Annotated in this window: 21 protein-coding genes; 3 read left to right on the forward strand and 18 right to left on the reverse strand. The window is 42.7% G+C overall.

Annotation, left to right across the window (positions count from 1 at the left end; all coding sequences use genetic code 11):
* Positions 1-78: 78 nt before the first annotated feature.
* The 4 genes from F0227_RS03660 to F0227_RS03675 all read right to left on the reverse strand — a co-directional run bounded on the left by F0227_RS03660 (position 79) and on the right by F0227_RS03675 (position 5,990).
* On the reverse strand, positions 79-846 hold the full coding sequence (locus tag F0227_RS03660; RefSeq protein ID WP_171751811.1) for a SapC family protein: 768 nt from the start codon (positions 844-846) through the stop codon (positions 79-81).
* Between the two features lie 73 nt (positions 847-919).
* On the reverse strand, positions 920-2,323 hold the full coding sequence (locus F0227_RS03665; protein WP_171751812.1) for a TolC family outer membrane protein: 1,404 nt from the start codon (positions 2,321-2,323) through the stop codon (positions 920-922).
* Between the two features lie 492 nt (positions 2,324-2,815).
* A complete protein-coding gene (locus tag F0227_RS03670) occupies positions 2,816-4,702 on the reverse strand; it encodes a methyl-accepting chemotaxis protein (RefSeq protein WP_171751813.1) in 1,887 nt (628 codons plus the stop codon).
* A gap of 268 nt (positions 4,703-4,970) precedes the next feature.
* On the reverse strand, positions 4,971-5,990 hold the full coding sequence (locus F0227_RS03675) for a zinc-binding alcohol dehydrogenase family protein (protein WP_301338346.1): 1,020 nt from the start codon (positions 5,988-5,990) through the stop codon (positions 4,971-4,973).
* Positions 5,991-6,123: 133 nt separating this feature from the next.
* Between F0227_RS03675 and F0227_RS03680 the strand changes: the two genes are divergently transcribed.
* Positions 6,124-7,038, forward strand: coding sequence for a GntR family transcriptional regulator (locus tag F0227_RS03680; protein ID WP_171751814.1), 915 nt, complete (start codon positions 6,124-6,126; stop codon positions 7,036-7,038).
* 28 nt (positions 7,039-7,066) lie between these two features.
* Here F0227_RS03680 and F0227_RS03685 read toward each other — a convergent pair whose 3' ends face one another.
* From F0227_RS03685 to F0227_RS03710, 6 genes are read right to left on the reverse strand one after another with little or no spacing between them, the layout of a single operon-like run.
* Complete coding sequence (locus tag F0227_RS03685; RefSeq protein ID WP_171751815.1) at positions 7,067-7,696, reverse strand: bifunctional 4-hydroxy-2-oxoglutarate aldolase/2-dehydro-3-deoxy-phosphogluconate aldolase; 630 nt, start codon at positions 7,694-7,696, stop codon at positions 7,067-7,069.
* Positions 7,697-7,743: 47 nt separating this feature from the next.
* Positions 7,744-8,679 carry a PfkB family carbohydrate kinase gene (locus F0227_RS03690; protein WP_171751816.1) on the reverse strand — a complete coding sequence of 312 codons (936 nt, stop codon included), beginning with the start codon at positions 8,677-8,679 and terminating at the stop codon, positions 7,744-7,746.
* A 13-nt stretch (positions 8,680-8,692) separates the two neighbouring features.
* The gene (locus tag F0227_RS03695; protein WP_171751817.1) at positions 8,693-9,979 is read right to left on the reverse strand and encodes a TRAP transporter large permease; all 1,287 of its coding nucleotides are present in this window, start codon (positions 9,977-9,979) and stop codon (positions 8,693-8,695) included.
* 2 nt (positions 9,980-9,981) lie between these two features.
* The gene (locus F0227_RS03700; protein WP_171751818.1) at positions 9,982-10,512 is read right to left on the reverse strand and encodes a TRAP transporter small permease; all 531 of its coding nucleotides are present in this window, start codon (positions 10,510-10,512) and stop codon (positions 9,982-9,984) included.
* A gap of 52 nt (positions 10,513-10,564) precedes the next feature.
* A complete protein-coding gene (locus F0227_RS03705; RefSeq protein WP_171751819.1) occupies positions 10,565-11,557 on the reverse strand; it encodes a C4-dicarboxylate TRAP transporter substrate-binding protein in 993 nt (330 codons plus the stop codon).
* Between the two features lie 46 nt (positions 11,558-11,603).
* Positions 11,604-13,040, reverse strand: a complete 1,437-nt coding sequence (locus tag F0227_RS03710; protein WP_171751820.1) for a tagaturonate reductase — start codon at positions 13,038-13,040, stop codon at positions 11,604-11,606.
* A 309-nt stretch (positions 13,041-13,349) separates the two neighbouring features.
* Here F0227_RS03710 and F0227_RS03715 point away from each other — a divergent pair, with 309 nt between their 5' ends.
* A complete protein-coding gene (locus tag F0227_RS03715; RefSeq protein WP_171751821.1) occupies positions 13,350-14,840 on the forward strand; it encodes an altronate dehydratase family protein in 1,491 nt (496 codons plus the stop codon).
* A gap of 211 nt (positions 14,841-15,051) precedes the next feature.
* Here the strand turns inward: F0227_RS03715 and F0227_RS03720 are convergent, their stop codons facing one another.
* From F0227_RS03720 to F0227_RS03750, 7 genes are all read right to left on the reverse strand, one after another.
* The gene (locus F0227_RS03720) at positions 15,052-15,696 is read right to left on the reverse strand and encodes an L-fuculose-phosphate aldolase (RefSeq protein WP_171751822.1); all 645 of its coding nucleotides are present in this window, start codon (positions 15,694-15,696) and stop codon (positions 15,052-15,054) included.
* Positions 15,697-15,746: 50 nt separating this feature from the next.
* Positions 15,747-16,838 (reverse strand): S-methyl-5-thioribose-1-phosphate isomerase, encoded by a 1,092-nt coding sequence (mtnA, locus tag F0227_RS03725; protein WP_171751823.1) that lies wholly within the window; start codon positions 16,836-16,838, stop codon positions 15,747-15,749.
* A gap of 9 nt (positions 16,839-16,847) precedes the next feature.
* Positions 16,848-18,113 carry an S-methyl-5-thioribose kinase gene (mtnK, locus tag F0227_RS03730; RefSeq protein WP_171751824.1) on the reverse strand — a complete coding sequence of 422 codons (1,266 nt, stop codon included), beginning with the start codon at positions 18,111-18,113 and terminating at the stop codon, positions 16,848-16,850.
* A 74-nt stretch (positions 18,114-18,187) separates the two neighbouring features.
* Positions 18,188-19,222, reverse strand: coding sequence for a substrate-binding domain-containing protein (locus F0227_RS03735; protein WP_171751825.1), 1,035 nt, complete (start codon positions 19,220-19,222; stop codon positions 18,188-18,190).
* A gap of 16 nt (positions 19,223-19,238) precedes the next feature.
* Complete coding sequence (locus tag F0227_RS03740) at positions 19,239-20,222, reverse strand: ABC transporter permease (RefSeq protein WP_216613324.1); 984 nt, start codon at positions 20,220-20,222, stop codon at positions 19,239-19,241.
* Positions 20,206-21,759: a sugar ABC transporter ATP-binding protein gene (locus tag F0227_RS03745; protein ID WP_171751827.1), complete on the reverse strand. Its 1,554-nt coding sequence runs from the start codon at positions 21,757-21,759 to the stop codon at positions 20,206-20,208. Before F0227_RS03745 ends, F0227_RS03740 begins: the two co-directional genes overlap by 17 nt.
* A gap of 135 nt (positions 21,760-21,894) precedes the next feature.
* Positions 21,895-22,326 (reverse strand): RbsD/FucU domain-containing protein, encoded by a 432-nt coding sequence (locus F0227_RS03750; protein WP_171751828.1) that lies wholly within the window; start codon positions 22,324-22,326, stop codon positions 21,895-21,897.
* A 135-nt stretch (positions 22,327-22,461) separates the two neighbouring features.
* Between F0227_RS03750 and F0227_RS03755 the strand changes: the two genes are divergently transcribed.
* Positions 22,462-23,454, forward strand: coding sequence for a sugar-binding transcriptional regulator (locus F0227_RS03755; protein ID WP_171751829.1), 993 nt, complete (start codon positions 22,462-22,464; stop codon positions 23,452-23,454).
* Between the two features lie 168 nt (positions 23,455-23,622).
* Here F0227_RS03755 and F0227_RS03760 read toward each other — a convergent pair whose 3' ends face one another.
* Positions 23,623-24,456: a delta-class carbonic anhydrase gene (locus F0227_RS03760; RefSeq protein WP_171751830.1), complete on the reverse strand. Its 834-nt coding sequence runs from the start codon at positions 24,454-24,456 to the stop codon at positions 23,623-23,625.
* Between the last annotated feature and the right edge of the window lie 4 nt (positions 24,457-24,460).

The raw sequence follows: 24,460 nt of genomic DNA on the forward strand, positions 1-24,460 counted from the left end.
CATCCACGCCTTCATACAACATTTTCGGCTTTGGTTAGTAACCGCTTAGAGTGCAATACATCCATTACGTTCAATCAATTAATGAACGCTTTCACTGAGTTCTTCTGAAACGGATTCATCAGCTCTGTGTTGTGGAAGTTTTTGCAAAACCTTAGTTAGGTTTCTCATGGATTGGAGATGCAGATAAATCAACTCCAAACCATCATTAGCCATCAATAAGGCAAGCTGTTCTGCTTCTACCGCTTTTAACTTTTCACGACTCACCACTTTAAAGCCGGTTAAGGTTTTTTCTTCACCAGACGGTAGGGTAAATTTGGCACCCATCTCTTCAAATAGGTCGAGCTCATTAAGCTTCTGGCAAAACGCTTGAGTACGCTGATAGTGCGTCTGGTAGTCTTGTAAAAAATCAACCACGCCTGAAAGATACTGAGTTTGCTCACCATCAGAATCAAATAAACGCTCGCCACGTCCCTCTTGATTACAGCCTTGATACTGCTCATCCAAACAGAGCGTCAGCGTTTTTCCTTCATCTGTTGTCGCAAAAACAAAAGGATAACGACGAATAAAAGCTGGAATATAGTCCGCTTTCCATCCTCCTGCGGTATCAATATACAAGTTTTCATCTTCGCGAATACCCATAATAGCAACTGGCAAAATGTCATCGCCATTACCCGCGAATACGACGGAATACTCTTCAGACGCATTGGGAAACTCCACCGCCATTAAAGGAACAGAATTCACTGAATTAGCGAAGCTATAATCACTCTTCGCTTTAATCGACCAGTCTGCATGACGTTGTTTGTTTACCGCTTCTACTTGTCCGTAAATTAATAGTTGTGTGGCCACAGGGCTCTCCTAATCTTTCTCTATCACTAATGGATATACTCTCTTTAATGGCGACATTATTGGTCTTTGTCGACTATCGTTGCGCCAATTTCGCTAGCTCAGCATTTTGCAACATCACATCAACGTCTGTTGACACATCGGCGCCATTGAGAGCAGCGTTTATCTGTTCTATGTCACGCGTATTTAAGGTACCAATCGCGCGTTTTAGTCGTAAGTTATTAAGTAGGTAATCGTAGCGAGCAGCCGAGTATTCAGTACGCGCAATAAATAGATCTCTTACTGCATCCAATACCGTGACACTTGTTGCCACACCGGATTCAAAAGAGGTCTGTTTCACTTCTACCGCCATTTCATAGGCATCGACCGATTTTTCCAACGCATTCACTTTGCTAATGGTGCTGGTCACCCCAGTGTAGGCAGATCGTGTTTCCCTCGCGGTTTCCCGAGAGACGAGTTCAAGGTCATCTTTGGTTTTATTGTATAGCGCTTCGGTTTCTCTCACTTTTGATGAGACGGCACCACCGGCATAAATAGGAACTGTCATTTTTAGCATGACGCTTTGAGTATCAACTTCACTGCCACCACCAAATAGTGAACCGTCGGTATCATTTTTGTTTTGTGATAAAACCAGATCTAACGTTGGATAATGGCCACCTTGTTGACGACGAATCTCTTCGCGAGCTGCCTCGTACTCACTCTGCTTTTGCAAAATCTTAGGATTATTTTGTTGCGCGTTTTCCAGCCAAGATTCAATGCGATAAGGATCGGGACGAGCTAACACCATCTCTTCACCCAAGGTTAGCAATGACGCAGGCAGAGCTCCGGTGATCTCCCGAATGCCTTGTAATGAATCTTGCAAATTATTGCTAATTTCTATCTGACGAGCTTGAGCTTGCAAATAACGCGCTTCTGAATCTAAAAGATCGGTTGTACGTGCCAAACCATTGGACACTTTCAGCTCTACTAGCTCAAAGTGTTTTTGCAATGCGGTCACTTCCGCATTAATACCAAGATAGTTATCTCGTTTCTTCAGTACGGTGAAATACGCTTCTGCAACACGCATTATCAACTGTTGGCGCACATCTTCTAGCTCATATGCCGCTCGTTTAACTTCTTCTTTTGATTGCGCAAAATAGGCCCAATTACTATAGCTATAAAGAGACTGTGTAAGAGAGAGATTGAGCTCATCGGTGGGATATCTGGTGCTACCTTTGTTATAGACCTTGTTGTCTGAACTAACAATTTTCTGCTTATTTTCTGTTCTGCTAGCATCAAACTTAATGGTAGGAAGCAATACAGCCATTGCTTGGTCATAAATCTCTTTAGACGCATCGTGCTGATAAATACCTGCTCGATAAACAGGATCATTTTCCAAGGCCTGATGATAAACTTGCATCAAGTCTTCAGCTTGCACTGGCATAGCAAAACAACCCACTAACGCCGCGATTGTCGTAATTCTACTTGTTATAAATTCCATTTTATTCACACGCCATATCTGACTAAATTAAGAGTTATTGATATTTTTAACAATATGACATCAATTACATATCTACAGTTAAGTCTACCCTGCAAACTCATTAATATATGTGATATTAAATCGCTATTAATCACTAATTAGATTAAAAGCACTAAATGAGATTTCTTGCATTCGGATTGCAGTAATAGGTGATTTTTGTCAGGTTTTATTTGAAGTAAGTTTAGCTTTGCACTGCGTGTTGTTTTATAATTTGTCAGGTACAGTGCTATAACCGAATTAGAATTAACTTTGTTACCCCGTTTATTGAAAAACTCCTGAACGAAAACAGATTTATAAGGGAAGGCAGCCCTGCCTTGTTCGGCAAGAGAAATGTACGATAAATGCTTTGGGTTCTAACGAACTCAAAGCATTTATTTTTAACCTCAATAAGATTGAATGTCATGGCCCATTATTTGTGGTTCGGGCAGCAAACCTTTCAAAACGTCACTCTGCTTAGCTCACCTTGAATAGACTCAAAATAGTCGTTTGTTCTTCTGACAGACGGGCTAGCTCTTCACTCGCTTCACTGCTCTGATTAATGCCTGCGACATTTTGGTTTACTAGATCAAAGGTATGCATAATGCTCTTTGCTACCTCTTCCGTCACTACCGACTGCTCACTTGACGCACTAGTCACTAATGAATTCATATCGGAAATATCAGTAACATGTTCGGTAATATTGCTAAAACAGTGCTGCATATCCGCTGAAATGACGGTGGACTTTTCAATCAACTCAACATTGTTCATCATTGAAGCGTCTGCTTTTTCAGACTGTTCTTGCAGTTTTAAAATGATCGCTTCTATATTACCGGTTGATTGCTGAGTTTTACCCGCTAGAGAACGGACTTCATCTGCAACCACCGCAAAACCACGCCCTTGCTCTCCCGCTCTTGCGGCTTCTATCGCCGCATTCAACGCCAATAAGTTGGTCTGCTCAGATATGGTTTTAATCACATCAATAATGCCGCCGATTTCTATCGCATAACTCCTTAGCTCGGCCACAATGCCAGTGGAATCCAGAATGGACGTATTTATCTGTTCTGAAATGCTGTTTGATGTTGCTAATGCCTGCGAGCCTTCTTTAAGGCTTCCTATTGCTTTCATTACTGCACTTTCAGCATTCCCTGCACTGCTATTGACCTCATTCGCAGTACTAGATAGCTCGCTAATTGCGGTCGTTATCTGTTCTATCTGTTGCAACTCAGTTCGCGAATTAACCGCAGATTCAGACATAACACTAGAAAGCTCGACAGAGGCAGAAGAGACACTTTCCGAAATCGCGCTCGTTTTCGAAACAATACCTTTCAGCTCCGTTGAAAACTTGAGCATAGAGCGATAAATACCAGTCTCTTTCCCCGTTGCAGGAGGCAAAACTAAATGACCTTGACTCATCTTGTGCATTAACTGAGATATTTCGCTCGGCTCCCCTCCAATAGGTTTATAGATGTTATTAACAACGAAGTAGAAGATGGCAAACACAGACGAACAGACCAAAACAACCAGCATGACCAAACTAAAATACAAGTTGTGGTTACTCTCTTGTTTAATCTGACTTTCATAATCAAACAACACTAACATCCAATCAATATTGGTGAGTTCTTTTGCTATCGCGGTGAATTTTTCTCCCTCCAGATCATAACTATCTAGCCGTGATTTGCTATCCGACATAGTATCAATACCGGGCAGCGCTTCTGAGACATCTTTTGAAATGAGGCTCATATCATGACTCGCTATGATGGTATTGTTACTCTGAGAGATGAGGTAATACTGGCTATTGCCTCGCATTTCATTGTTTACCAACCGATTGACGCCATCAATCATCACATCAATCGCCGCGACAGCTTTCATCTCTCCTTTATAGATAACAGGAATACTGAGCGTAATTATTTGAGAATTGGTGGTGTTATCTAAATAGATATCGCTAATGGCATACTTCTTACCGTCTTGTACTATCGAGGTAAACCACTCTCTCTTACTGGTTAACGCATTGAATCCTTCTTCAATACCACTATCTAAAATAACGCTACCATCGAGTAGAGCAATGTATAAATCATACACGTCACTGGCTTGTTTCCTTACCTGAATCTCCTCAACAATGTCATCGATTAAATTCTCATTGTTGTCATCAAACTCTATAGAGTATGTTTCAAGAACATCAAAAATCTGTTCTATTTCTTCATCAAGTAAACTTGAGATCATTTTGGTTTCAAACTGACTCGACTGTATAAATACATCGCTACTATAAGTAGAAAAATTCCAGTAACTTACCGCTGAAATGATGCTACTGGCCGCGAACAGCAAAGCAGAGAAGAAAACAATTATTTTCGTTTTTAGCGTCATAACTAACCCTACATTTAAATAATGAAATTATATGGTTCGCTAGCTAATGATTTGATGGGTAAAGACTTAGACGTCTGTAAGTAGATTCTTATTTTCTCTCTGGTGAGATAAAAGACAGAGCTTGATATCAGTGGAAAAGAGTTAAAAAAAATGCATCCGTCATAAATCATCATAACGACGACCATGACGAATGCATCACCGAGCCCTGGACAGCTTTTTGTTACAAAAGCAGACCGACAAGCTCAACAAACTCGAATAACAAACCAGCTTAAAAAGAGATAACCCCTTTCAGCAGTTGCTGATTGTTAACCACACTATTCTGGTAATCTAACCCGACGGTATGAAAGTCAAAATGATGAGTTAACATCATGTTAGCGGTTAGTTTGCCCTCTGCCATCAAGCGTTGTACTTTAACAAAATCCTCTTTGGTGGCATTGCGGCTGCCCATCATTGTGGTCTCTTTCTTATGAAAGTCTGGATCACTAAACTCCAAATTACCTTTAAACAAACCGACAAAAACAATTTTGCCTCCGTGTCTGATTAAATTAACCGCGTTATTCATTGCATGTGGATTACCCGTTGCATCAATAATGGTTTGCGCCAATGAACCATCAAACTGTTGCAGCAGCTGTGACTCAAAATCTTCAGCAAGAGGATCAATCGCCAATAGACCCAGCTCTTTTTCAACATGCGCTCGACGTTCCGCTTGTGTATCCGCAACAATCACTTTAGCACCATCAGCCGCGGCGATGGCAGCTGCGCCTAACCCAATAGGTCCAGCGCCAACGACTAGCACATGTTCGTTTTCCACCATCTGAGCACGACGCACTGAGTGAGCACTGATGGCAAATGGTTCAATCAAAGCGGCGGTGTTGTCATCCACACCGTTGACTTTAAGTACATTGCCTTTAGGAACGGCAAGGTACTCACAAAAACCACCGTCCTGATGAACCCCTATCACAGAGATGTTTTCACAACAGTTGGTTTTTCCGCTCTGACAAGATGCACATTTAAAGCAAGCCACATAAGGGATAAGAGCCACTTTGTCCCCAACCACAAACTCACCTTCGGCAGCGGAACCCATTTCGGTAATGGTGCCACACAGTTCATGACCTAAAACACGAGGATAACTAAAGAAAGGTTGGTTACCGGTAAAGGCGTGAATATCAGTACCGCATATTCCCACCGCTGCCACTTTAACAAGTACCTCATCATCCTTAACGGATGGTAGTTCTTTCTCGATATATTTCATCTCGAATGGTTTTTCACATACTAACGATTTCATCATTAATCTCTATTTCTTGTGGAGTTGAGTTAATTTTATTCGCTCTGTTTTTTAATTATAAAATTAACCACATATTCGTGATCAAGTACTCTTTATTGTGTTTTTAAATGGTATTTAATAACTGTGGAGGAGAAATATGGCCAGAAATAAAAACCTACGAGAAAGCACAGCGAATCAATTGTTAGACGCAATATCCATGGGACACATTCAATCCCCTTTGCCTTCTCAATCCTCATTAGCGGAGTTATTTGGGGTAAGCAGAACCACCATACGACATGTGGTCAATGATTTGTGCGACAAAGGTATATTGCAACTCTCAGATGGAGAGTGTGTGGTGCATCGGCAACCCGATGAAGCAGACACATTTGAGCAACCTGCATCCACAGATGAACTACAAACGTTAGAATTTGAACTGTTTTTTAATCAGTGCGTAAAAAACCGAGATATCATGCCCGGTAACGAGTTTACTGAGTTAGAAATGTCCAAGCGATCCAACTGCTCTACTCGTGTGGTCCGCGAATTCTTAATTAAGTTCTCTCGATTTAATCTGATTGAAAACATCTCGCGTGGTAAATGGCGAATGGTTCGTTTCGAGCACGGCTATGCAGCCAACCTTATTGAATTGAGAGAGATGCTTGAAAGTCATGCGCTGAATAAGTTCATGAACTTACCAAAAGATGATGCGCGCTGGAAAGAAGCTAAAATTCTGTTGCAATCTCACCGAGAGTTGCGAGAAGAAGTCGTCAATGAATACCAAGCGTTTTCTGATCTTGACCGTTCATTTCACTATTTGATCTTATCTGCAGCAAACAACCCGTTTATGGAGCAGTTTTACGAGATCATGTCGGTGATATTTCACTATCACTACCAGTGGGACAATAGTGATCTGCGTAAACGAAATATGGTTGCCATTGAAGAGCATATGGCGGTGTTAAGCAAGATGCTTATTGGCGATGACATAGGGGCGATTGGCGCTCTAAGTCACCATTTGCAGACCGCCAGAAGAAATATGGAACACAGTCTGATTACCGATAAAACAGAGCCAGCGTAATGCTGGCTTTGATGATCGTTAAGTAGGCTTATTGATTGACTAACGCCACCGCCTCTTTTGTTAGTCGTCCTATCTCTTGCCACTCTCCTCGGGCGATCATTCCTTTATCCACCATCCAAGAACCACCGCAAGCAACCACTCGCGGGATAGCTAAGTAGTCATTGATATTGTTGGCGTTAATGCCGCCAGTTGGCATTATTTCAATATCAGTATACGGCGCTAACAATGACTTAATCATATTTATACCACCAGACGCTTCCGCCGGAAAAAACTTAAGGGTTGTCAATCCCATCTCTAAAGCCGCTTCCACACCACTTGGGTTATTAATGCCAGGAATAATATCAATTCCCACTTCACGGCACGCCTTTACTGTATTTGGATTAAAACCCGGAGATACCACAAACGTCGCTCCGGCCTCTTTAGCGGCGATAACCTGATCGCGATTTAATACCGTTCCAGCACCAATTAACATCTGCGGATATTCGGCTCGTAATAATCTAATAGCCTCAATTGCAGCGTCAGAGCGAAATGTAATCTCGGCAACGGGCAAACCATTTTCCACTAAAACTTTGCCCAATGGCACAATATCTTCGGCATTTTCTATCGCGATAACAGGGACAACTTTATAGGCCTTAAGCTGTTCAGTAATGGTACTCATCGGTTTTCCTTTTATTTTTTAACTATTTGATAAATTGGAGCTTTATATTAAAACAGTGACTCGGTAATCGCTTTGGGCACGATGGCCCCAGCATGCTGAATGACCACGCCAGCCAACGCATTTCCCCTTTGGCAGGCAGCGGTTATCTCCTCACCTTCAAGATAAGCCGCTAGGAAACCGCCATTAAATGAATCGCCAGCAGAAGTCGTATCAACAACATGTTCAACCACTTCGGTGGTCACTTCGGTAACACTATTTGTGGCTAGCTCACTGTATACACACCCTCGACTGCCGAGCTTTATCACCGTCTTCTTAGTCCCCGCAGCATATAAGCGAGCCAATGTGTCACCATAGTGGCTATCGGACCAGATGAGCTGTTCATCATCAAACGTCAGCAAGGCTAATGAACAGAGGGGTAATATGGCAGAGTAGACTTGCCGTACGGTTTTACATTCGTCATCAGGCCAAAGTGCAGGTCGATAGTTGCTATCAAATGCAATCTCAACCCCTTGCTCTGCCAACTCAGCTAACAGAACGATCAGCTTTTCTCTGTCTTGAGGTTCGAGAATGGCTAAAGAGATGCCACTTAAAAACACCATGTCCATTTCTCTAAGCGATTGAGCAACCTGTTCAAAGTCTGGATGTTGAAAAAGATACTTAGCCGCAGATTGATTTCGCCAATACAGAAACGTTCGCTCACCCTGAGCGTCTAACTGAATCAGGTAAAGACCGGGAGAGCGTTTATTGTCAGTTAACACCAGTTCCGTTGAGATACCTTCATCTTGCCATCGCTTTATCATCTCTTGGCTCAAGGCATCACTACCCATAGCAGAGACAAAATGGACATTTAACGGAGCTTTAGCCGCTCGTTGCAAGTAGACAGCAGCATTAAGTGTGTCACCGCCAAATGTTTGCGTCATAGCGCCAAACGGCTCTCCGTTCAGCTCTATCATGCATTCGCCAATGATTGCTATTTTCTTCACAAAGCCGCCTTTATTAACCGAATACTAGATTTGGTAGGCCAATAGAGATAACCGGTACATAGGTGATCAATAACAGCGCGACAATAAGCAGCAACCAAAATGGCAGTATCTCTTTTACAAAGTCTTCAATGGCGACCTTGGTAATGGAACAGGTGGTAAACATGACTGTACCTAACGGTGGTGTTACCGTGCCAATTGCACTGTTAAAGATAAACACAATGCCAAAGTGAACAGGATCGATACCGTACGACTTGGCCACAGGAGCAAGCAATGGCGCCAGTACAATCATCACCGCATTGCCTTCCAAGAACATGCCGACAATAAGGAGGAAAACATTCACCAACAGTAAGAATGAGAACGGACTTTCCACCGCATTCGTTAGCCACATAGCCAAACTTTGCGGAACACGCTCCCAAGTCAGGAACTTAGAAAAGCCCACCGCGACACAAATAATAAGCAGTACGTTTGCAGCCGACATAACCGACTCTTTAGTCGCATCCCACAAAAGTCGAGAGTTCATCTCCTTGTAAAAGAACACCCCTAATACCAATGCATAAAGTACCGCCGCTGCACCCGCTTCTGTCGGTGTAAATACACCAAAACGTATCCCACCAATAATAATGACAGGCAATAACAGCGCTAAAAACGCATCTTTGGCAGAAACAATCACTTCTTTAGCAGACGCTCGTTTTTCACGAATCGGGGCATAGTTGCGTTTCTTCGCAATGTAGGAGACCAACGCCATCATCATCATGCAGAGCATCACGCCCGGAACCACACCAGCCAAAAACAGTTTTCCGATGGAGACGTTGTTTACGTAGCCGTAGATAATCAACGCAATGCCGGGTGGGATAATTGGCGTAATTAACGCAGAAGCCGCCGTTACTGCTGATGAAAATGACGCACTGTAACCACGAGCAACCATTTGAGGAACCAACAGTTTTGATCCCATTGCAGCATCCGCGATATTGGATCCTGAAAGCCCACCCATTAATGTACTTAACACCACATTCACTTGGGCCAAGCCACCGTTCATATGGCCCGTTAATACCTCACTAAAACGCAACAGACGCTTACTGATCCCTGAGTGATTCATAAAAACACCCGCCATGACGAAAAATGGAATCGCCAGTAAGGTCACAGACTCAAGACCTCCAGCCAGTCTCTGTATCAATATCATCATGGGTAGATGATCGTTAATCAAAAAATAACTTAAAGTGGCCAGAAAAATACAGAACGCCACGGGTATACCAATAGTAAATAGGATCAGCAGCGTAGAAATTGGAATAAGAACAGACATAATTACACTTCCTCGTTGCTAGAGGTAAAGAAAAAATAGATTTGACGAAGCTGGTGATAACTCATAAACAGAGCACTCACCGGCACCGCAGAATAGATATAGATATAAGGAATTTTTAATGCAGGTGTAAATCTCACCTGTGAATGAGGCAGTAATTTAAAACCCCAATAGATCATAAAAGCGATGGCAGTCATTACCAATATAGGCCTTAATAGACCATCCATAAACCGTGCTGCACCTTGTGGTAGTTTTCTTATCAAGTAGTCAATTCTCACGACTTCATCATGGCGCATCAGAGCGCTTGCGCCCATAAAGGTCATCCATATAAATAGCGCAATGCAGATCTCTTCCACCCAAGAGCTTGGTGCATTGAAAACATAGCGAGTAACTACACCGTAGCCCATCAATATAACAATAACTGCTAGCAGTATTGAGGCGACAATTTCGTCCAAACGACTGAATTTATCTACGTACTGAATAAAGGTTTTTAAAAAAGATTTCTCAGTGCCTTTTATAGACGTTTGTGAATGCATTATTTTCTCCGACTGAATCAACTAAGGGGCTCAAAAAGAGCCCCTTAACAGATTACATATTTGCTAGTTTGCTCTGGATGTTTTTGTAAAGGTTAGGAGACCACTCAGGGAAGGCTTCTTGAACCACGTCGCCAGCGGATTCTGCAAATGCAGCTGCGTCAACTTCGTTCATCTGCACACCTTCCGCTTTTAACTTAGCGAATGCGTCTTGCTCTAACTCATTAATCAGGTTCGCGCCATATTTGACCATATCACGGCTGCTATCAGTAATGATTTTCTGCTCTTCTGCAGATAGGTTGTTCCAGAATGTGGTGCCTGCAACAAATGGCGATAGCATTTTAATATGCCCTGTCATGCTTAAGTTTTGAGCAACTTCATGGAATTTACCACCATAAAGCACTACTGCTGGGTTTTCTACGCCGTCAATAACACCTTGAGACAATCCAGGGTAGACATCAGAAAGTGACATTGGCGTTGGTACACCACCCATTGCTTTTACTGTTGCAACCATTAAACGAGAATGCTGAACACGAACTTTCACACCCTTAAGATCACTTGGTTTTTCTACTTTCTTATTTGAAAGTAGGTGACGTGTACCATACACAACATCCGGCACGACCATTTGCAGCCCTTTGTCAGCTAACTGATCCGTTAAGCCTTTGAACCACTCCGTTTTCATTAGCTTGGATTTTTTCTCAAAAGATTGAGTGATGTAAGGCGCATTAACAACACCAAAATCAGGGATAGTGTCCATTAGGTAACCGTAAGAAGCGATGGCAATAATGTTGGCACCAAACTTGGCTTGCTCCAGTACTTCTGTTTCACTGCCTAACTGACTAGATGGGAACAGTTGGAAGATAATCTCACCATTTGAACGCTCTTTAACTTGATCCGCCCAGTAGTGCATCGCCTGATCAATTGGCTCTCCCGGTTGGTTTCCATATGCAATCATAACTTCTGTTGCAGCTTGAGCAGCAAAGCTAACGCCAATAGATAGGCCGACAACAGCAGATAGCTTCTTAATTTTGGTGTGTAAGGTAGTCATAGGTTTCCCTTTTATTATTTGGTAGATATTTATCTCTATGTTGCAATTATAAAGAGTTCAGCGCATCTCGCATGCCCATTCTCTGAATATTGCTAACATGTTGGTTTACTTGAGAATTAAGATTAGCCAATGTGGTTAAGTCCATTCCCCAGTGCTCTTTCATCGCCAGAAACTGATAAACAGATTGAGACATATCACTGTTTTCTTGCTTCCAGTCGGTAAATTTATCCAGTAATTCTGGTTGATCGTTAAGTGGAATTGCTTCATCTCCTCGCTTACCAAGATAGAAACAAAATAGTGCGGCAAGGCTAAAACTTAACTTGTTCGGTGCTTGGTTATTCAGCTCGATATAACGAACGAGTTGAGGCAACAAACGAGTTTTAAATTTCGTCAGAGAGTTCAAGGCAATCGATATTAAGTAGTGTTTGATGTATGGGTTTTCAAAACGCTGAATAACGCTCTCTTTAAACGCCTCAAGTTCGTCTTTATCCATTGATAGCGTGGGTATTACCTCTTCATCTAGCATGGATTGAACAAACGCGGTCACATCAGCGTCTCTCATTGATTCGCCAACGGTATCCAGCCCCATTAAATAGGCAACCGGAACTAAAGCCGTATGAGCCCCATTTAATATGCCGACCTTGCGCTGCTTATAAGGTTTAATATCTTCTACTACCTTGATATTAAGGGCGCATTGAGACAGTTTTAATTTCTCTTTAAGCCAGTCAGGCCCTTGAATAACAAACAGGTAAAAGTACTCAGCTGCCGCAATAAAGTCATCCTGATACCCTAACGATTCAGCGAGCTGCGCGGCTTCATCTTTTGGATAACCCGTCACAATACGGTCAACCAAGGTTGAACAAAATGTATTGCAGTTGTTTAACCACTGTTTGTACTCCTCACCAAGTTGCCATAAATCAGCATATTGATTGAGAGTCTCTTTCAACATCTCGCCGTTGTAATCGATCAACTCACAAGGTAGGAATATCAGTCCTTTATCTTTGTCACCGTGAAATGTCTCAAAACGACGCAATAGAAATAGAGTTAACTTGGCAGGGAAACTTGCCGGTGGGAAATCACTGGCGCTGTCGCTATCACGAAACTCAATGCCTGCTTCGGTGGTATTAGACACCACCCATTCCAACATCGGGTTCTCAGCGACTTTTAGTACCTGCTCAAACTCACCGTAGGCCATTAATTCGCGATTAACACTGGTGATCACTTTCGGCTCTGACACCGCTTCACCCGCACCATTAATGCCCCGAATCAAAGCGGTAAACAAACCATCTTGTTTGTTTAACGTTGGATGACCGGCATCTATTGGTCTCACTACGGTAATACCGGCATTAAAGTCAGTCTGCTCATTCAATAACTGAACCTGCCAATCAAAAAATGCTCTGAGGAAGTTTCCTTCACCAAACTGAATTATTTTTTCCGGATAACAGTGATGCTCCGAATCGACTCTTTTTAACGCTTGTATCATTACTTAATCCTTAACGATAATTTTCTCTGTATGTCGGACAGGTGTTATCGACTGAAATGAAGTTTATGAGCTTAAAATGCATTTTTTATAAAAAAGAGTCTTAAACGTGTTTGTGATCATCCTTAACTGTATTTTATCGGTATTTTATTCAGTAAAAAGCCATTTTAAGGTCAATTATTATTCAATAAAGCGCCTAATTGGCGCTGTTTCTATGGTTTTTTTTGAAGAGAGATGTTTTTTATTGCTTAAAATACAAATTAGTCATAGCATTAACAACTGTCGGACAGGGTAACTATTAAGAGATACCCTATGAAAAAGCTAATTAAAATCAATGTCACTGATAATGTTGTCGTTACCCTTGAAGACATCTATCAAGGAGACTGCTTTGACATTGATGGCACAACCATTACTGCATCAGCAGATATTGCTCGTGGCAATAAAATGGCGATTGAAGAGATTGCCGCAAAACAAAACGTGATTAAATATGGTAACGCCATAGGTTACGCAACGGAATTTATCCCTTGTGGCGCTTTGGTTCATACTCATAATGTCAAAACTAATCTATCCACAACCGATGACTATCGTTACCTACCCAACTTTCCTCAACAAGATGAAACTGGCTTGGCTGATCGGTCATTTTTAGGCTACCCAAGAGAAGATGGACAAGTAGGTATACGAAACGAAATATGGGTGATTCCCACCGTCGGCTGTGTAAATGGTATCGCTAAACAAGCGATCAAGCAGTTTACCGCTCAGTTCAGTAAACTCGAATGTGATGGCGTCTACCTATTCCCCCACAACTACGGCTGCTCTCAATTGGGTGATGATCATGAAAATACCCGCAACATACTGGCAGATATGGTAAAGCATCCAAATGCCGGTGGCGTTTTAGTCATTGGACTTGGCTGTGAAAATAACCAGATTGCTCCTTTCAAAGAACTTGTAGGCGAAGTTGACGACCGTCGAGTTAAGTTTATGGTTGCTCAGCAAGAAGACAATGAAATCGAGACCGCAAACAAGCTGCTCAATGAGATATATCAAACCGTAAGACAAGATACGAGGCAGACAACACCGATTGGCAAGCTAAACGTTGGCCTAGAGTGCGGAGGCTCTGACGGCTTGTCTGGCATCACGGCAAACCCATTACTTGGTCTGTTCTCTGACTACCTGATTGAGAAAGGGGGAACATCGGTACTAACTGAAGTACCCGAAATGTTCGGTGCTGAACATATTTTATTTGAGCGCTGTATAAACCAGCAGACATTCGATAAAGCCGTTGCCATGGTTAACGACTTTAAGCAGTACTTTATCGATCACAATCAGCCTATTTATGAGAACCCATCCCCCGGCAATAAAAAGGGCGGCATTACCACCTTAGAAGACAAGTCTATCGGTTGTACGCAAAAAGCAGGTTCAAGCAAGGTCGTCGATGTACTCCATTACGCTGATAGGTTGAGTCAATCGGGTTTAAACTTACTCAGTGCCCCGGGGAATGATGCAGTTGCGACTTCAGCATTAGCCGCAAGTGGCTGCCATATGGTGCTATTCTCGACAGGTAGAGGGACACCTTATGGTGGTTTTGTACCGACGGTAAAACTGGCCACCAATACTGAACTGGCCAACAAGAAAAAGCATTGGATAGATTTCAACGCTGGACAGTTAATCGATGGTGTCCCTATGGAAGAGTTGCTGCAACAGTTCATTGAGTTGGTTATTGACATTGCGAGTGGAAAACAGACGAAAAATGAGTGCAACGAGATCCGTGAACTGGCTATATTTAAATCTGGAGTGACAATGTAACCCTGTTGAATGGCATCTTTTAGTCATTGAAAAATAATAAAATTAATATCAATGAATCACCCTATACTCAAGTAGCCTCAAGCTTCTTGAGTATATTGTTTAATAGAACACACTCTGCTCTGCTATGTGTGTTCTATCTTGTCTGTTTGGCACAAATTTGCCTTGTGGGCATTGAAACAACTCGGTCTCATTTCTATGGTGCAAACGGATCTCACTCACTTTTCAAGCCATAACTTTTAAACTTCTCTAGCACGATGGCCATCTCTTCTTTCGACAAGGTAGCGACCTCCGATTGAACAGACAACACCTTTAAATACATCTTAGCGAGCGTTTCAACTTCATTGGCCAGCCATAATGCTTTCTCTAGGTTCACTTCCATCGCTAACATGCCATGATGTTGCATTATTATCGCCTTACTTGTCTTAATCCCTGACGCCACACTATCTGCCAAAGCTTGTGTACCGAACGTAGAATAAGGAATGCAGGGCACATGATCCCGTCCGGTGACCGCGACCATGTAATGAATCGCCGGGATAGGCTGATTTAAAATGGAGACAACGGTTGAGTTAACAGCGTGATTGTGAACCACTGCATTGAGTTCAGGTCGAGCTAAAAAACAACTTAAATGAAAATGCCATTCACTAGACGGCACCTTGTCACTATCAAAATGGCCAGTATTATCAACATAGACGATCATATCTGGAGTGAGCTTCTGGTACGGAATGCCACTTGGCGTGATCAGCATACCCTCCTTATAGCGGACGCTGACATTGCCTGATGTACCTTGATTTAGCCCCAACGCATTCATCTCTAAGCAGGTATCAATCACCTGTTGAGACAGAGATTCACGATTCATAACATCTCCTAAATTAAAGGGGCTTTACGCCCCTATACAGCTCTATAATCTCACTTTAAATCCGCAAACAGTTCAGAGAGAGCCTGTTCACTGGCTTCGCATATCCCACGTTCAGTAATTAAGCCCGTCACGTAACGTGCCGGCGTCACATCAAATGCATAATTACCACACTGAGTTCCCTCTGGGGCGGTGTTTACCCAACTGCGCTGCCCATTGGCATCAACGCCATAGACATGAGATTGCTCTTCACCGGATCGCTGTTCAATAGGGATCTCTTTTACTCCGTCTGATACCGTGAAATCTATAGTTGGAGAAGGAAGAGCCACATAAAATGGTACGCCGTTATCCCTAGCAGCCAATGCTTTAAGGTAGGTCCCTATTTTATTGCACACATCACCATTAGCGGTGGTGCGATCGGTACCGACTATGCATAAGTCCACCTCACCATGTTGCATCAAATGTCCGCCTGCATTATCGGCGATCAGAGTATGAGGAACGCCATGAGAACCTAATTCAAACGCCGTTAACAATCCTTGGTTTCTTGGTCGGGTTTCATCTACCCACACATGGATATTGATACCCGCTTCATGGGCTTTATAAATAGGAGAAATAGCCGTGCCCCAATCAACCGTCGCTAACCAACCGGCATTACAGTGAGTGAGAACATTCACCACCGAACCCGCAGGCTTTTTGGCGGCAATTTTTTTAATAATTTCTAGACCGTTTTCTCCAATTCGTTCACATAACTGAACGTCTTCATCGGCTATCTCTGCAGCAAGAATATAAGCCGCGGTTTCTCGTTGATAGGGAGGCACATCTAACAGGTGTTTGCGTACTCTATCTAATGCCCATTTTAAGTTAATGGCGGTTGGACGAGTCTCCACCAAGACGTCGTAGCAATGGTGCAGATTTTTATCACTCGGATCTTCTTTCATACCTAGCGCAACACCATAGGCGGCAACAGCACCAATAAGCGGTGCACCACGAACCCACATATCTTTAATGGCTGTCGCGGCAAGTTCCATCGACGTTAATTGAATCACTTCCAGATCAAACGGCAATTTGGTCTGATCGAGAATTTCCACTGTGCGACCATCGTCCGCCACCCAGACAGTACGATAATGTTTACCTTTTATTTTCATAACGACCTCTTAACACTGCTTCGCATAGGATTGAATTGAAGCAAAACTGCTGTAATCTTTCGCGTTAACAATAAGCTCTCTTGCCAGTTTTAGAGCTTTACGTTCGCAGCTGGCTCGCAGATCTTGATCTTCTATCTCTTTAAAATCGGCCACACCAGCAAAGCCGATAATTCGGCGGTTAATCTCTAAACCAGCGTTCACTAATGTCTCTTCTAATAGCTGCGCCATAAAATCTCGCTGAGCATATTCCAGTGCTTGTGAGCCCAAGCCGTTTTGGTATATTTCGAGAGGATAAGCGTCTCCTTCGACTTTCTCGTTCCATAACTGAATAAAGTGAGAAGAGAACACGCTCCATGTTGTTTCCATCTGCTCAATCAACCATTGTTGGTCATTAGCACACGCTTTCTCATCTGGCTCCCAACCCGGTCTGGCAAAATATGAGAACCATAAATTCCCCATATAATTACCGATATCAAATGCCATCGGTCCCATAAAACCAAACTCTGGATCTATCACTTTGGTCTCTGTTTCCGTCACCATGATGGAACCGGAATGCAAATCACCATGTAATAATGCTTGAGACTCGGTCATAAACTTATATTTGTACTTCATTGCCACCTGAATCATCTCAGCATCTTGCCAAATACGTTTGATGTCTTCATCAAGCTGAGGGGTTGTCCAGTTATTACGTTCTGCTTGGTAATAAGGCTCTGTAAAAATAAGATCTTCGGTGATTTTGCATAGCTCATGGTTGACCGCAAACATCGACACTAAGGCTTTTTTCTCTTTAGCATTCATTCCTATATCTGAGGTATGGAACAGTGTTTTTGCCAAAAATATTCCGACATCCTCAGATAAACTTGCAAATCTCTTACCTGCAATGAGCTCTTTTCTTAAAATGACGTGAGGAGTTAAAAACTCCATGGCAAACACCGCCATGGTGGGATCATAAAAGTAGACTTGAGGCACCAATTTATGTCCAGCAACCCGCGCTTCTACCTCAAGAACATTGTATTCAAAGTAGGCTCTTGTTAATGACAGTTGCCACCCCTCGCCTGCCGCTCTCACATAAGGTAATGCTTGTTTAACGATAATGGTGCGCTCTAACCCTTCAACAATAAACACTAGATTGAGGTTTCCATCACCGACTTCTTTTACCGTCCATTGGCTTGCGGAACCACCAAGACAAATACTGTCAGGAAGTTTTTTTTCTAAATAAAAAGGCAGAGACTCACAAGTTTGAGGTACATACCCTTCTGGCACGATATTTGGCATAACGACCATCCTTACAACTAAATGATTTGATATAAGGACGAGAGAGCTCTCGTCCTACTTTCAAGTGACTCGTTTTAATTTGTTGGCATTGGCATCCATGCAGGTGCTAATACGGTTGACTTGGAGAATGATGGGATTTTATTTACAAGATCATCCATATTTTTAATGTCTTGCTCATTCAACATGTCTTGAGTAATAAGCACGGGTGGTACTGTTACTTGCTTGTCGACCGACTCACCTTTCATCAGCATTGCTAACGCTCGAACACTCACCTCTCCCATGATAGAAGGGTTCGTTGCCACGGTAGCGACCCATGCACTGTTTTTCTCTCTCATGGCTTGAATATCAGAGTTAGAGATATCGGCACTATAGATTTTCACTTGTTTAGATAACCCAGCTTCATCTACTGCAATCTTGATCCCTTTAGCAAACTCGTCGTAAGGAGAGAATGCCACGGTAATATCTGGGTTCGCTCTAAATACAGCCGCTGCCTGATCCGCTACCTGATTAGGAATCGGATTGTTCATGGTTCCAAAACGAGCAATTTCGGTAATATTTGGATATTTGCCTTTAAATTCAGTAAACACTTCGTCACGTCTATCTAATGGCGGAATACCGGGAACATACACGTACGCGGCTTTCCAATCTTGGCCGTTGTCTTGCACTGCCTGCTCTAAAGAGAGACGAGCAATAAGGTGGTCATCTTGGTTGATCTGAGGAATCGCAGGGTTATCGGCATTTACGTCGAATGCCACCACTTTAATTCCGTTTTGCACGGCCATATCTGCCAGATCTTTAATGGAATCAGTAAAGCCGTGTTGAAGTACAATACCGTCGTAACCTTTCATAATCGCTTGTTCAAGTTGGTTACGTTGCAGTGCTGCATCTTGTCTTGCATCATAAACATCTAATTTCAGACCCAGTGCTTCAGCCTGACGTTTGACTCCTTTAAGGTAAAGTTCTGGGAAGTCTCCCTGAGACAGATAGCGAACATGCGCTATTTTCATCTCTTTACCTTCAAATGGAGAAGTGGTTTCCGCAGTGACTGAATTTGCTGCTAGCGCACCTATAATAGATGCACCTAAAGCAAGTTTTTGTAGGGTTTTCATTATAATTTCCTTATCTTTATGCACGTTTATTGGATAGGCCAAAGGTAAACATTAACGCTGCTACCAAAACTAAGCCTTTTATAAAGTCTTGCGTGTAATAGGGAGTATTCATCATGGTTAAACCGTTTAATAACACCCCCACAAATAGTGCTCCAATGGCAGATCCTTGAGCATTTGGTCGTGCTGCACCCAGTACAGCAAAACCGATCAACGCCCCTGCAACGCCATCCATTAGCAATGAATTTCCTGAACTAACATCTCCACGTCCGATACGAGCGGCCAGAAGTATTCCACCAATTGAGGCGTATACACCGGACATCACATAGGCGACATAGCGGTAAAACTTAACCCGAGCACCCGCAAGTTTCGCAGCCTGCTCATTTGAACCAATGGCATACATCACCCGGCCATGGCGAGTACGCTCTAAAAACAGGTAAGTAATCACCGCTAAAATCAGCATGATAATGACGGGGACCGGAATAATGTCGAAAACCCGAGCTCGTCCTAGGAAAAGGAAGCTATCTGAAAAAGTACCTGTCGCTGTTTCACCGTTGCCCAAGCTCATACCGGTCGAAATTGAACGACCTTGAGTCGGAATAAGCTGTAACCCCAACAACAGAAACATCATGCCTAATGTGGTGAGAAGATCCGGCACTTTCATCTGTACGGTCATAAAGCCATTCACTAACCCCACCAGCACACCAACCGTGATAGCCGCAATAATTGCCATTGTTGTGCCGCCATCAAACACCACCATGACATAACTGGCCGTCATCATTGAAAACGCAGCCGTGGAACCAATTGAGAGGTCAAAACCGTCAACAGCCAAGGTTGCCGTTACCCCTAAAGCAAGAATGGCAACGATAGAAACCGACTGCAGAATGATCATCATATTAATGGTGCTAAGAAAAGCGGGTTCTGCCAGGGAGAAAATGGTTAGCATCAGAGCTAACAAAATTAATAAGCCGTATTTAATGGCAAACTCACGCATATTTTTCATTGTTAACATCCTCTGTTGAAATGGTTTTCTGTATCGATTTTTCAGGAGCGGCCGCTATTTGATTAATAAGCGTTGGCATATGTATCGTGTCAATTAAGTGCTCTCCAACCATATTGCCGTGGTTAAACACAATAATTCGGTCTGCAATCTCTAACGCTTCTTCAACATCGGTACAGACCGCAATGGTGGTTCTATTTTGTGCTGTCGCCCGGAGTAATTCTCCAATCTGGCGTCTGGATGATATGTCTACACCTTGGAAAGGTTCGTTTAGTAACAACACGTTGCAATCATTAAGCATCCATCGAGCAACCATGGCTTTTTGTTGATTGCCTCCCGATAGCGTCAAAATAAGATCAGCCTGATCGGTATATTTTACTTTGGTGGTTTCAATGGCCTGCTCCACCTGTTTCTTTTCGGCGTCTCTATGGATAAAGCCAAAAGTGGAGACCTTTTTTAAAAATGGCAAGCTGACGTTCTGTTCAATGGAAAAGTCGGGAATAAGTGCGTTGTTACCACGGTCTTCCTGCACCATGTAAATACCACTATCAATGGCGTGGTGCGGGTTCTTTGGTTGCCAGCTATTTTCTTCTAGCTTAAGTTGACCATGAACAAACTTATTCATACCGAAAATGCCTTCCACCACAGAGGCACAACCCGAGGAGAGTAATCCCGTCAGGACTACGATCTCACCGGTTTTAAACGATAGATCAAAGGGCGTTGAGTGTTCCGTTAGCTGAACCTGCTCTAGCTCTAGCATCGGTTTTTGTCCCGCAACAAATGAGTGTCTTACCTCACCAACTGCATGGCCTAGCATGGAATCTACCGCGGCATCATAGTCTAAAGGGGGTTCAAACCAGCCAACAATCTTACCTTCTCGAAGTGCGGCTATTTGGTCCGAAAGCAGGCGGATATCCGACATGCGATGGGAGATATAAACAATCGCCACACCCTGTTCACGCATTGCTTTAACGGCTTCAAATAGTTTGACTGCTTCCGTTTCCGATAAGCTAGAAGTGGGTTCATCTAAAATAAGTAACTTAGGAGTGTCAGAAATAGCACGAGCGATGGCCACCAATTGCTTGTCCGCCTGAGATAACTCTGAAACAGGTGTATCTAGTGGCAGATCAAGACCAATTTTTTCCGCCAAAGGCTTAGCTTGTTGGTGAAGTTCTTTCTTTGAAATAAAGGTGGCAAACCGACCGTCGCAAAGTTTATCTAAAAGCAGATTTTCAGCAATCGTCAGCTCTTGTACTACCCCATCATTAATAATCTGATGAACAGTAATAATCCCTGCTTCTCGCGCATTTTGAGGGCTAGAGATATCAATAGACTCACCATTGATAAAAACACTGCCCTCGTCGGCTTGATAAACACCGCTTAATATTTTCACGAGTGTCGATTTACCCGCACCGTTAGCACCAAGTAATGCCAGTACTTTACCGCCTTCAATTTTAAAGCTCACATCATGCAAAACCGTATTGCTTGCAAACTTCTTTTTTATGGCTCTTATCTCAATAGTATTCGCTACTTCTGACATGGACCACTCCATTTATCCGTGAATGGAATTAACAAAAGTAATCCTAATAGATCATATGTAAAGAAAACTGTGATGTGACCAACAGTTTAAAAACTGAACAATTATTATGGTGCTGTATGATTGATTTTTATGAACTCAGTCAAATATTACCCCTTTCTGCAATATTAAACAGGCATACGGTCTTAAATCGCTGGTTGATATGATCACTTGGCACTGTCGAGCTTGCTTATAAAAATCCATCCTATCGACTAAAGATTCAGTATGTTCTGACTCATCAGATTGATTAATTGTATACAGAAAATCTTTTGCCGCATCAGTAGGTTGGTCACTATTGTCTTGTGCCATGATAGAGATAGGATGTGAAGTGAAATCGTCTAGCGGCATATGATAAATAACCGCCTCTAACACTTGAGTTACGTCTACTCCGGGCATAGAAATATGCCGGTGTTCACTTGTCGATTCAGCAGGAAAATTGGCATCTACAATGGCCAACGTATCACCGTGTCCCATAGACTGAAGGGTATAAAGTAAATCTGCCGATAGAAGAGTATGTATGTGCTTAAGCATAATGTTTACCTTTGTATTTACAATAATTCAAAAGTATATTACGCTCATTTTAGTTTCATGTGTGTCTGTTATTTTCTATAATTGCAAAAAATGAGACCACATACAGAAGTTAAATAATGAAAAGAGGTAAGGCGAATGCCAAGCTCTGTGCTCAATAATATCAGCGCATTTAACCGCGACCCCATGCTACATGCGACCTGGTTATACTATCAAGAAGGCTTAAGCCAGACAGATGTAGCCAAGTTGATGGGTGTTTCTAGAGTAACAGTGGTGAAATATTTACAATCTGCGCGAGAAAAAGGATTGGTGCAGATTGATCTTGATTTGGAAGCCTTTTCCTCTATACAAAATTCATTAACGATAAAAGAAAAGTTTCAATTAGATAGCGTCATCATTGTCGCTGATGGACAAGATGCGGCTCAAAGGGATAACTCCCAGCTCATGCGGAAGCGATTAGCCAATGCTGGCGGAATGTATCTCAATCAAACCATTGAAGACAATGACGTTCTTGGTGTCGCGTGGGGAAGAACCATTCATCAGATGGGGAATATGATGACACCTCGCAACTGCAAAAACGTGACCGTATTGCAGATGTTAGGCTCAATGCCCTGTCAGCCTGACTTTACCACCATTGAGTCATCTTCCCAGATCGCCAATAAACTGTCAGGAAAAGTCGTCAACTTGCATGTTCCTGCTGTGGTTTCTAGCTCTCGTTTAGCAATGGAGCTTCAAGCGGAACCAATTATTCGTTCTAATTTTGAAACCTTAACGAAATGCAATAAAGCACTGTTTGTCGTTGGCAATGTATTTGATGAAAACCCATTAATTCGGGTTGGTGTTATCTCAAAACAGCAGATGCAACACTACCGAGAATTGGGCGCCGTAGGGGTTATCTGTGGTCGATTTTATGATAAGTACGGTAATCCTGTCGTGGCGGAAGTGGACCTTCGCATTTTGGGTATCAGTCTTGCGCAGCTTAGACAAATCGACAAACGTATTTTTGTTGCTGGAGGAGAACGTAACTTTGAAGCGACATTAGGTGCAATTCTTGGAGGATACGTTTCAAGCCTTATTATTGATGAAGCCACCGCTGAATTTTTGCTTAAATGTGATATTCCCGTGGAGTAAGCTCAGTAAACATCATAGCCAAGTAACCTAGAGGTGCTGAAGGTCAGGTTGATTTGGCTAATAGCAATCTTGCGGTATTTATAGTCGATTTGGCAAACGTAAATAGCATTATTTATATTGGCGCTTACTACTTAATCAATAACAGTAAGCGCCAAATAGTAACAACCTCTACTGTCCAGATGAGAGCAAATCAGGATTGATAACAAGGTTTCTAACCCCGTGAGCATGCTCTTCATCAAAATCGTTCTCCGTTAGCCACTCCACCACCGAGGCAATATTAACTTTCACGACCTTGGGGCGAACACTCCAGGTAACTTGAAAAGGAGATCCTTTTTCATTGTAGCTAGGGCCAGTTGTGGAACCGGAATATTGAACGGGTTTTCCGCTATTGCTCGGAATATTTAAAGCTTGGTAAAAACCACCTTTTTGACCATATTCAGTTAATTGACCAAAATCGAGCGCTTTTCCATCATTCACTAATACCATCACCTGTGTCTCAACACGTAACTGCGGGTTAGCTATTGAGTCTGATAGACAGGCACCCAATGTCGCGCCGGGTTCTACTTTCGCCGATGAATGAACATAATGCACTTCAATGGTATCACCAGACTGCAAGGTTCCCTTATTGTGTTGGTATGATGTTAGCTCCGCTTTACTAAGTTTACCGCTATAAACATAGCCACTATTGTAGCCCTTGCCATCACCATTTCCCGCATAGGTATTAAATTCGCCGCCCTTATGCTCTGCATTCTTATGGAAGTGAATGTTACATAGATTCATTTGATTAAATGCAGGAGCCGCACCAAATAAACGTTGGTTATTCCCGTTCAAACTGTCGATATTTCGAGGTGACTGAGGGCCAAATCCTTTGTTTTCAGTGTTTTTTGCCAAGGCCGCTCTTTGAGCGGCAATCACACTGTCGTCAACAGGTTTATCATAAGCAGCAAAGGCTGACGTTGAGCTAACAAATAAAACGGAGGCAACAAGTAGTTTCATGTTCATAAAA

Origin of the sequence: Vibrio sp. 99-8-1 (assembly GCF_013114595.1) — a bacterium.
GTDB lineage: Bacteria > Pseudomonadota > Gammaproteobacteria > Enterobacterales > Vibrionaceae > Vibrio.

Coding starts and splice junctions, on each gene's coding strand:
- F0227_RS03670 (WP_171751813.1), bottom strand. CDS start 4,702: ATGACGCTAAAAACGAAAATAATTGTTTTCTTCTCTGCTTTGCTGTTC.
- F0227_RS03715 (WP_171751821.1), top strand. CDS start 13,350: ATGAAAAAGCTAATTAAAATCAATGTCACTGATAATGTTGTCGTTACC.
- F0227_RS03700 (WP_171751818.1), bottom strand. CDS start 10,512: ATGCATTCACAAACGTCTATAAAAGGCACTGAGAAATCTTTTTTAAAA.
- mtnA (WP_171751823.1), bottom strand. CDS start 16,838: ATGAAAATAAAAGGTAAACATTATCGTACTGTCTGGGTGGCGGACGAT.
- F0227_RS03675 (WP_301338346.1), bottom strand. CDS start 5,990: ATGATGAAATCGTTAGTATGTGAAAAACCATTCGAGATGAAATATATC.
- F0227_RS03745 (WP_171751827.1), bottom strand. CDS start 21,759: ATGTCAGAAGTAGCGAATACTATTGAGATAAGAGCCATAAAAAAGAAG.
- F0227_RS03680 (WP_171751814.1), top strand. CDS start 6,124: ATGGCCAGAAATAAAAACCTACGAGAAAGCACAGCGAATCAATTGTTA.
- F0227_RS03760 (WP_171751830.1), bottom strand. CDS start 24,456: ATGAACATGAAACTACTTGTTGCCTCCGTTTTATTTGTTAGCTCAACG.
- mtnK (WP_171751824.1), bottom strand. CDS start 18,113: ATGCCAAATATCGTGCCAGAAGGGTATGTACCTCAAACTTGTGAGTCT.
- F0227_RS03755 (WP_171751829.1), top strand. CDS start 22,462: ATGCCAAGCTCTGTGCTCAATAATATCAGCGCATTTAACCGCGACCCC.
- F0227_RS03750 (WP_171751828.1), bottom strand. CDS start 22,326: ATGCTTAAGCACATACATACTCTTCTATCGGCAGATTTACTTTATACC.
- F0227_RS03740 (WP_216613324.1), bottom strand. CDS start 20,222: ATGAAAAATATGCGTGAGTTTGCCATTAAATACGGCTTATTAATTTTG.
- F0227_RS03720 (WP_171751822.1), bottom strand. CDS start 15,696: ATGAATCGTGAATCTCTGTCTCAACAGGTGATTGATACCTGCTTAGAG.
- F0227_RS03705 (WP_171751819.1), bottom strand. CDS start 11,557: ATGACTACCTTACACACCAAAATTAAGAAGCTATCTGCTGTTGTCGGC.
- F0227_RS03685 (WP_171751815.1), bottom strand. CDS start 7,696: ATGAGTACCATTACTGAACAGCTTAAGGCCTATAAAGTTGTCCCTGTT.
- F0227_RS03710 (WP_171751820.1), bottom strand. CDS start 13,040: ATGATACAAGCGTTAAAAAGAGTCGATTCGGAGCATCACTGTTATCCG.
- F0227_RS03695 (WP_171751817.1), bottom strand. CDS start 9,979: ATGTCTGTTCTTATTCCAATTTCTACGCTGCTGATCCTATTTACTATT.
- F0227_RS03665 (WP_171751812.1), bottom strand. CDS start 2,323: ATGGAATTTATAACAAGTAGAATTACGACAATCGCGGCGTTAGTGGGT.
- F0227_RS03735 (WP_171751825.1), bottom strand. CDS start 19,222: ATGAAAACCCTACAAAAACTTGCTTTAGGTGCATCTATTATAGGTGCG.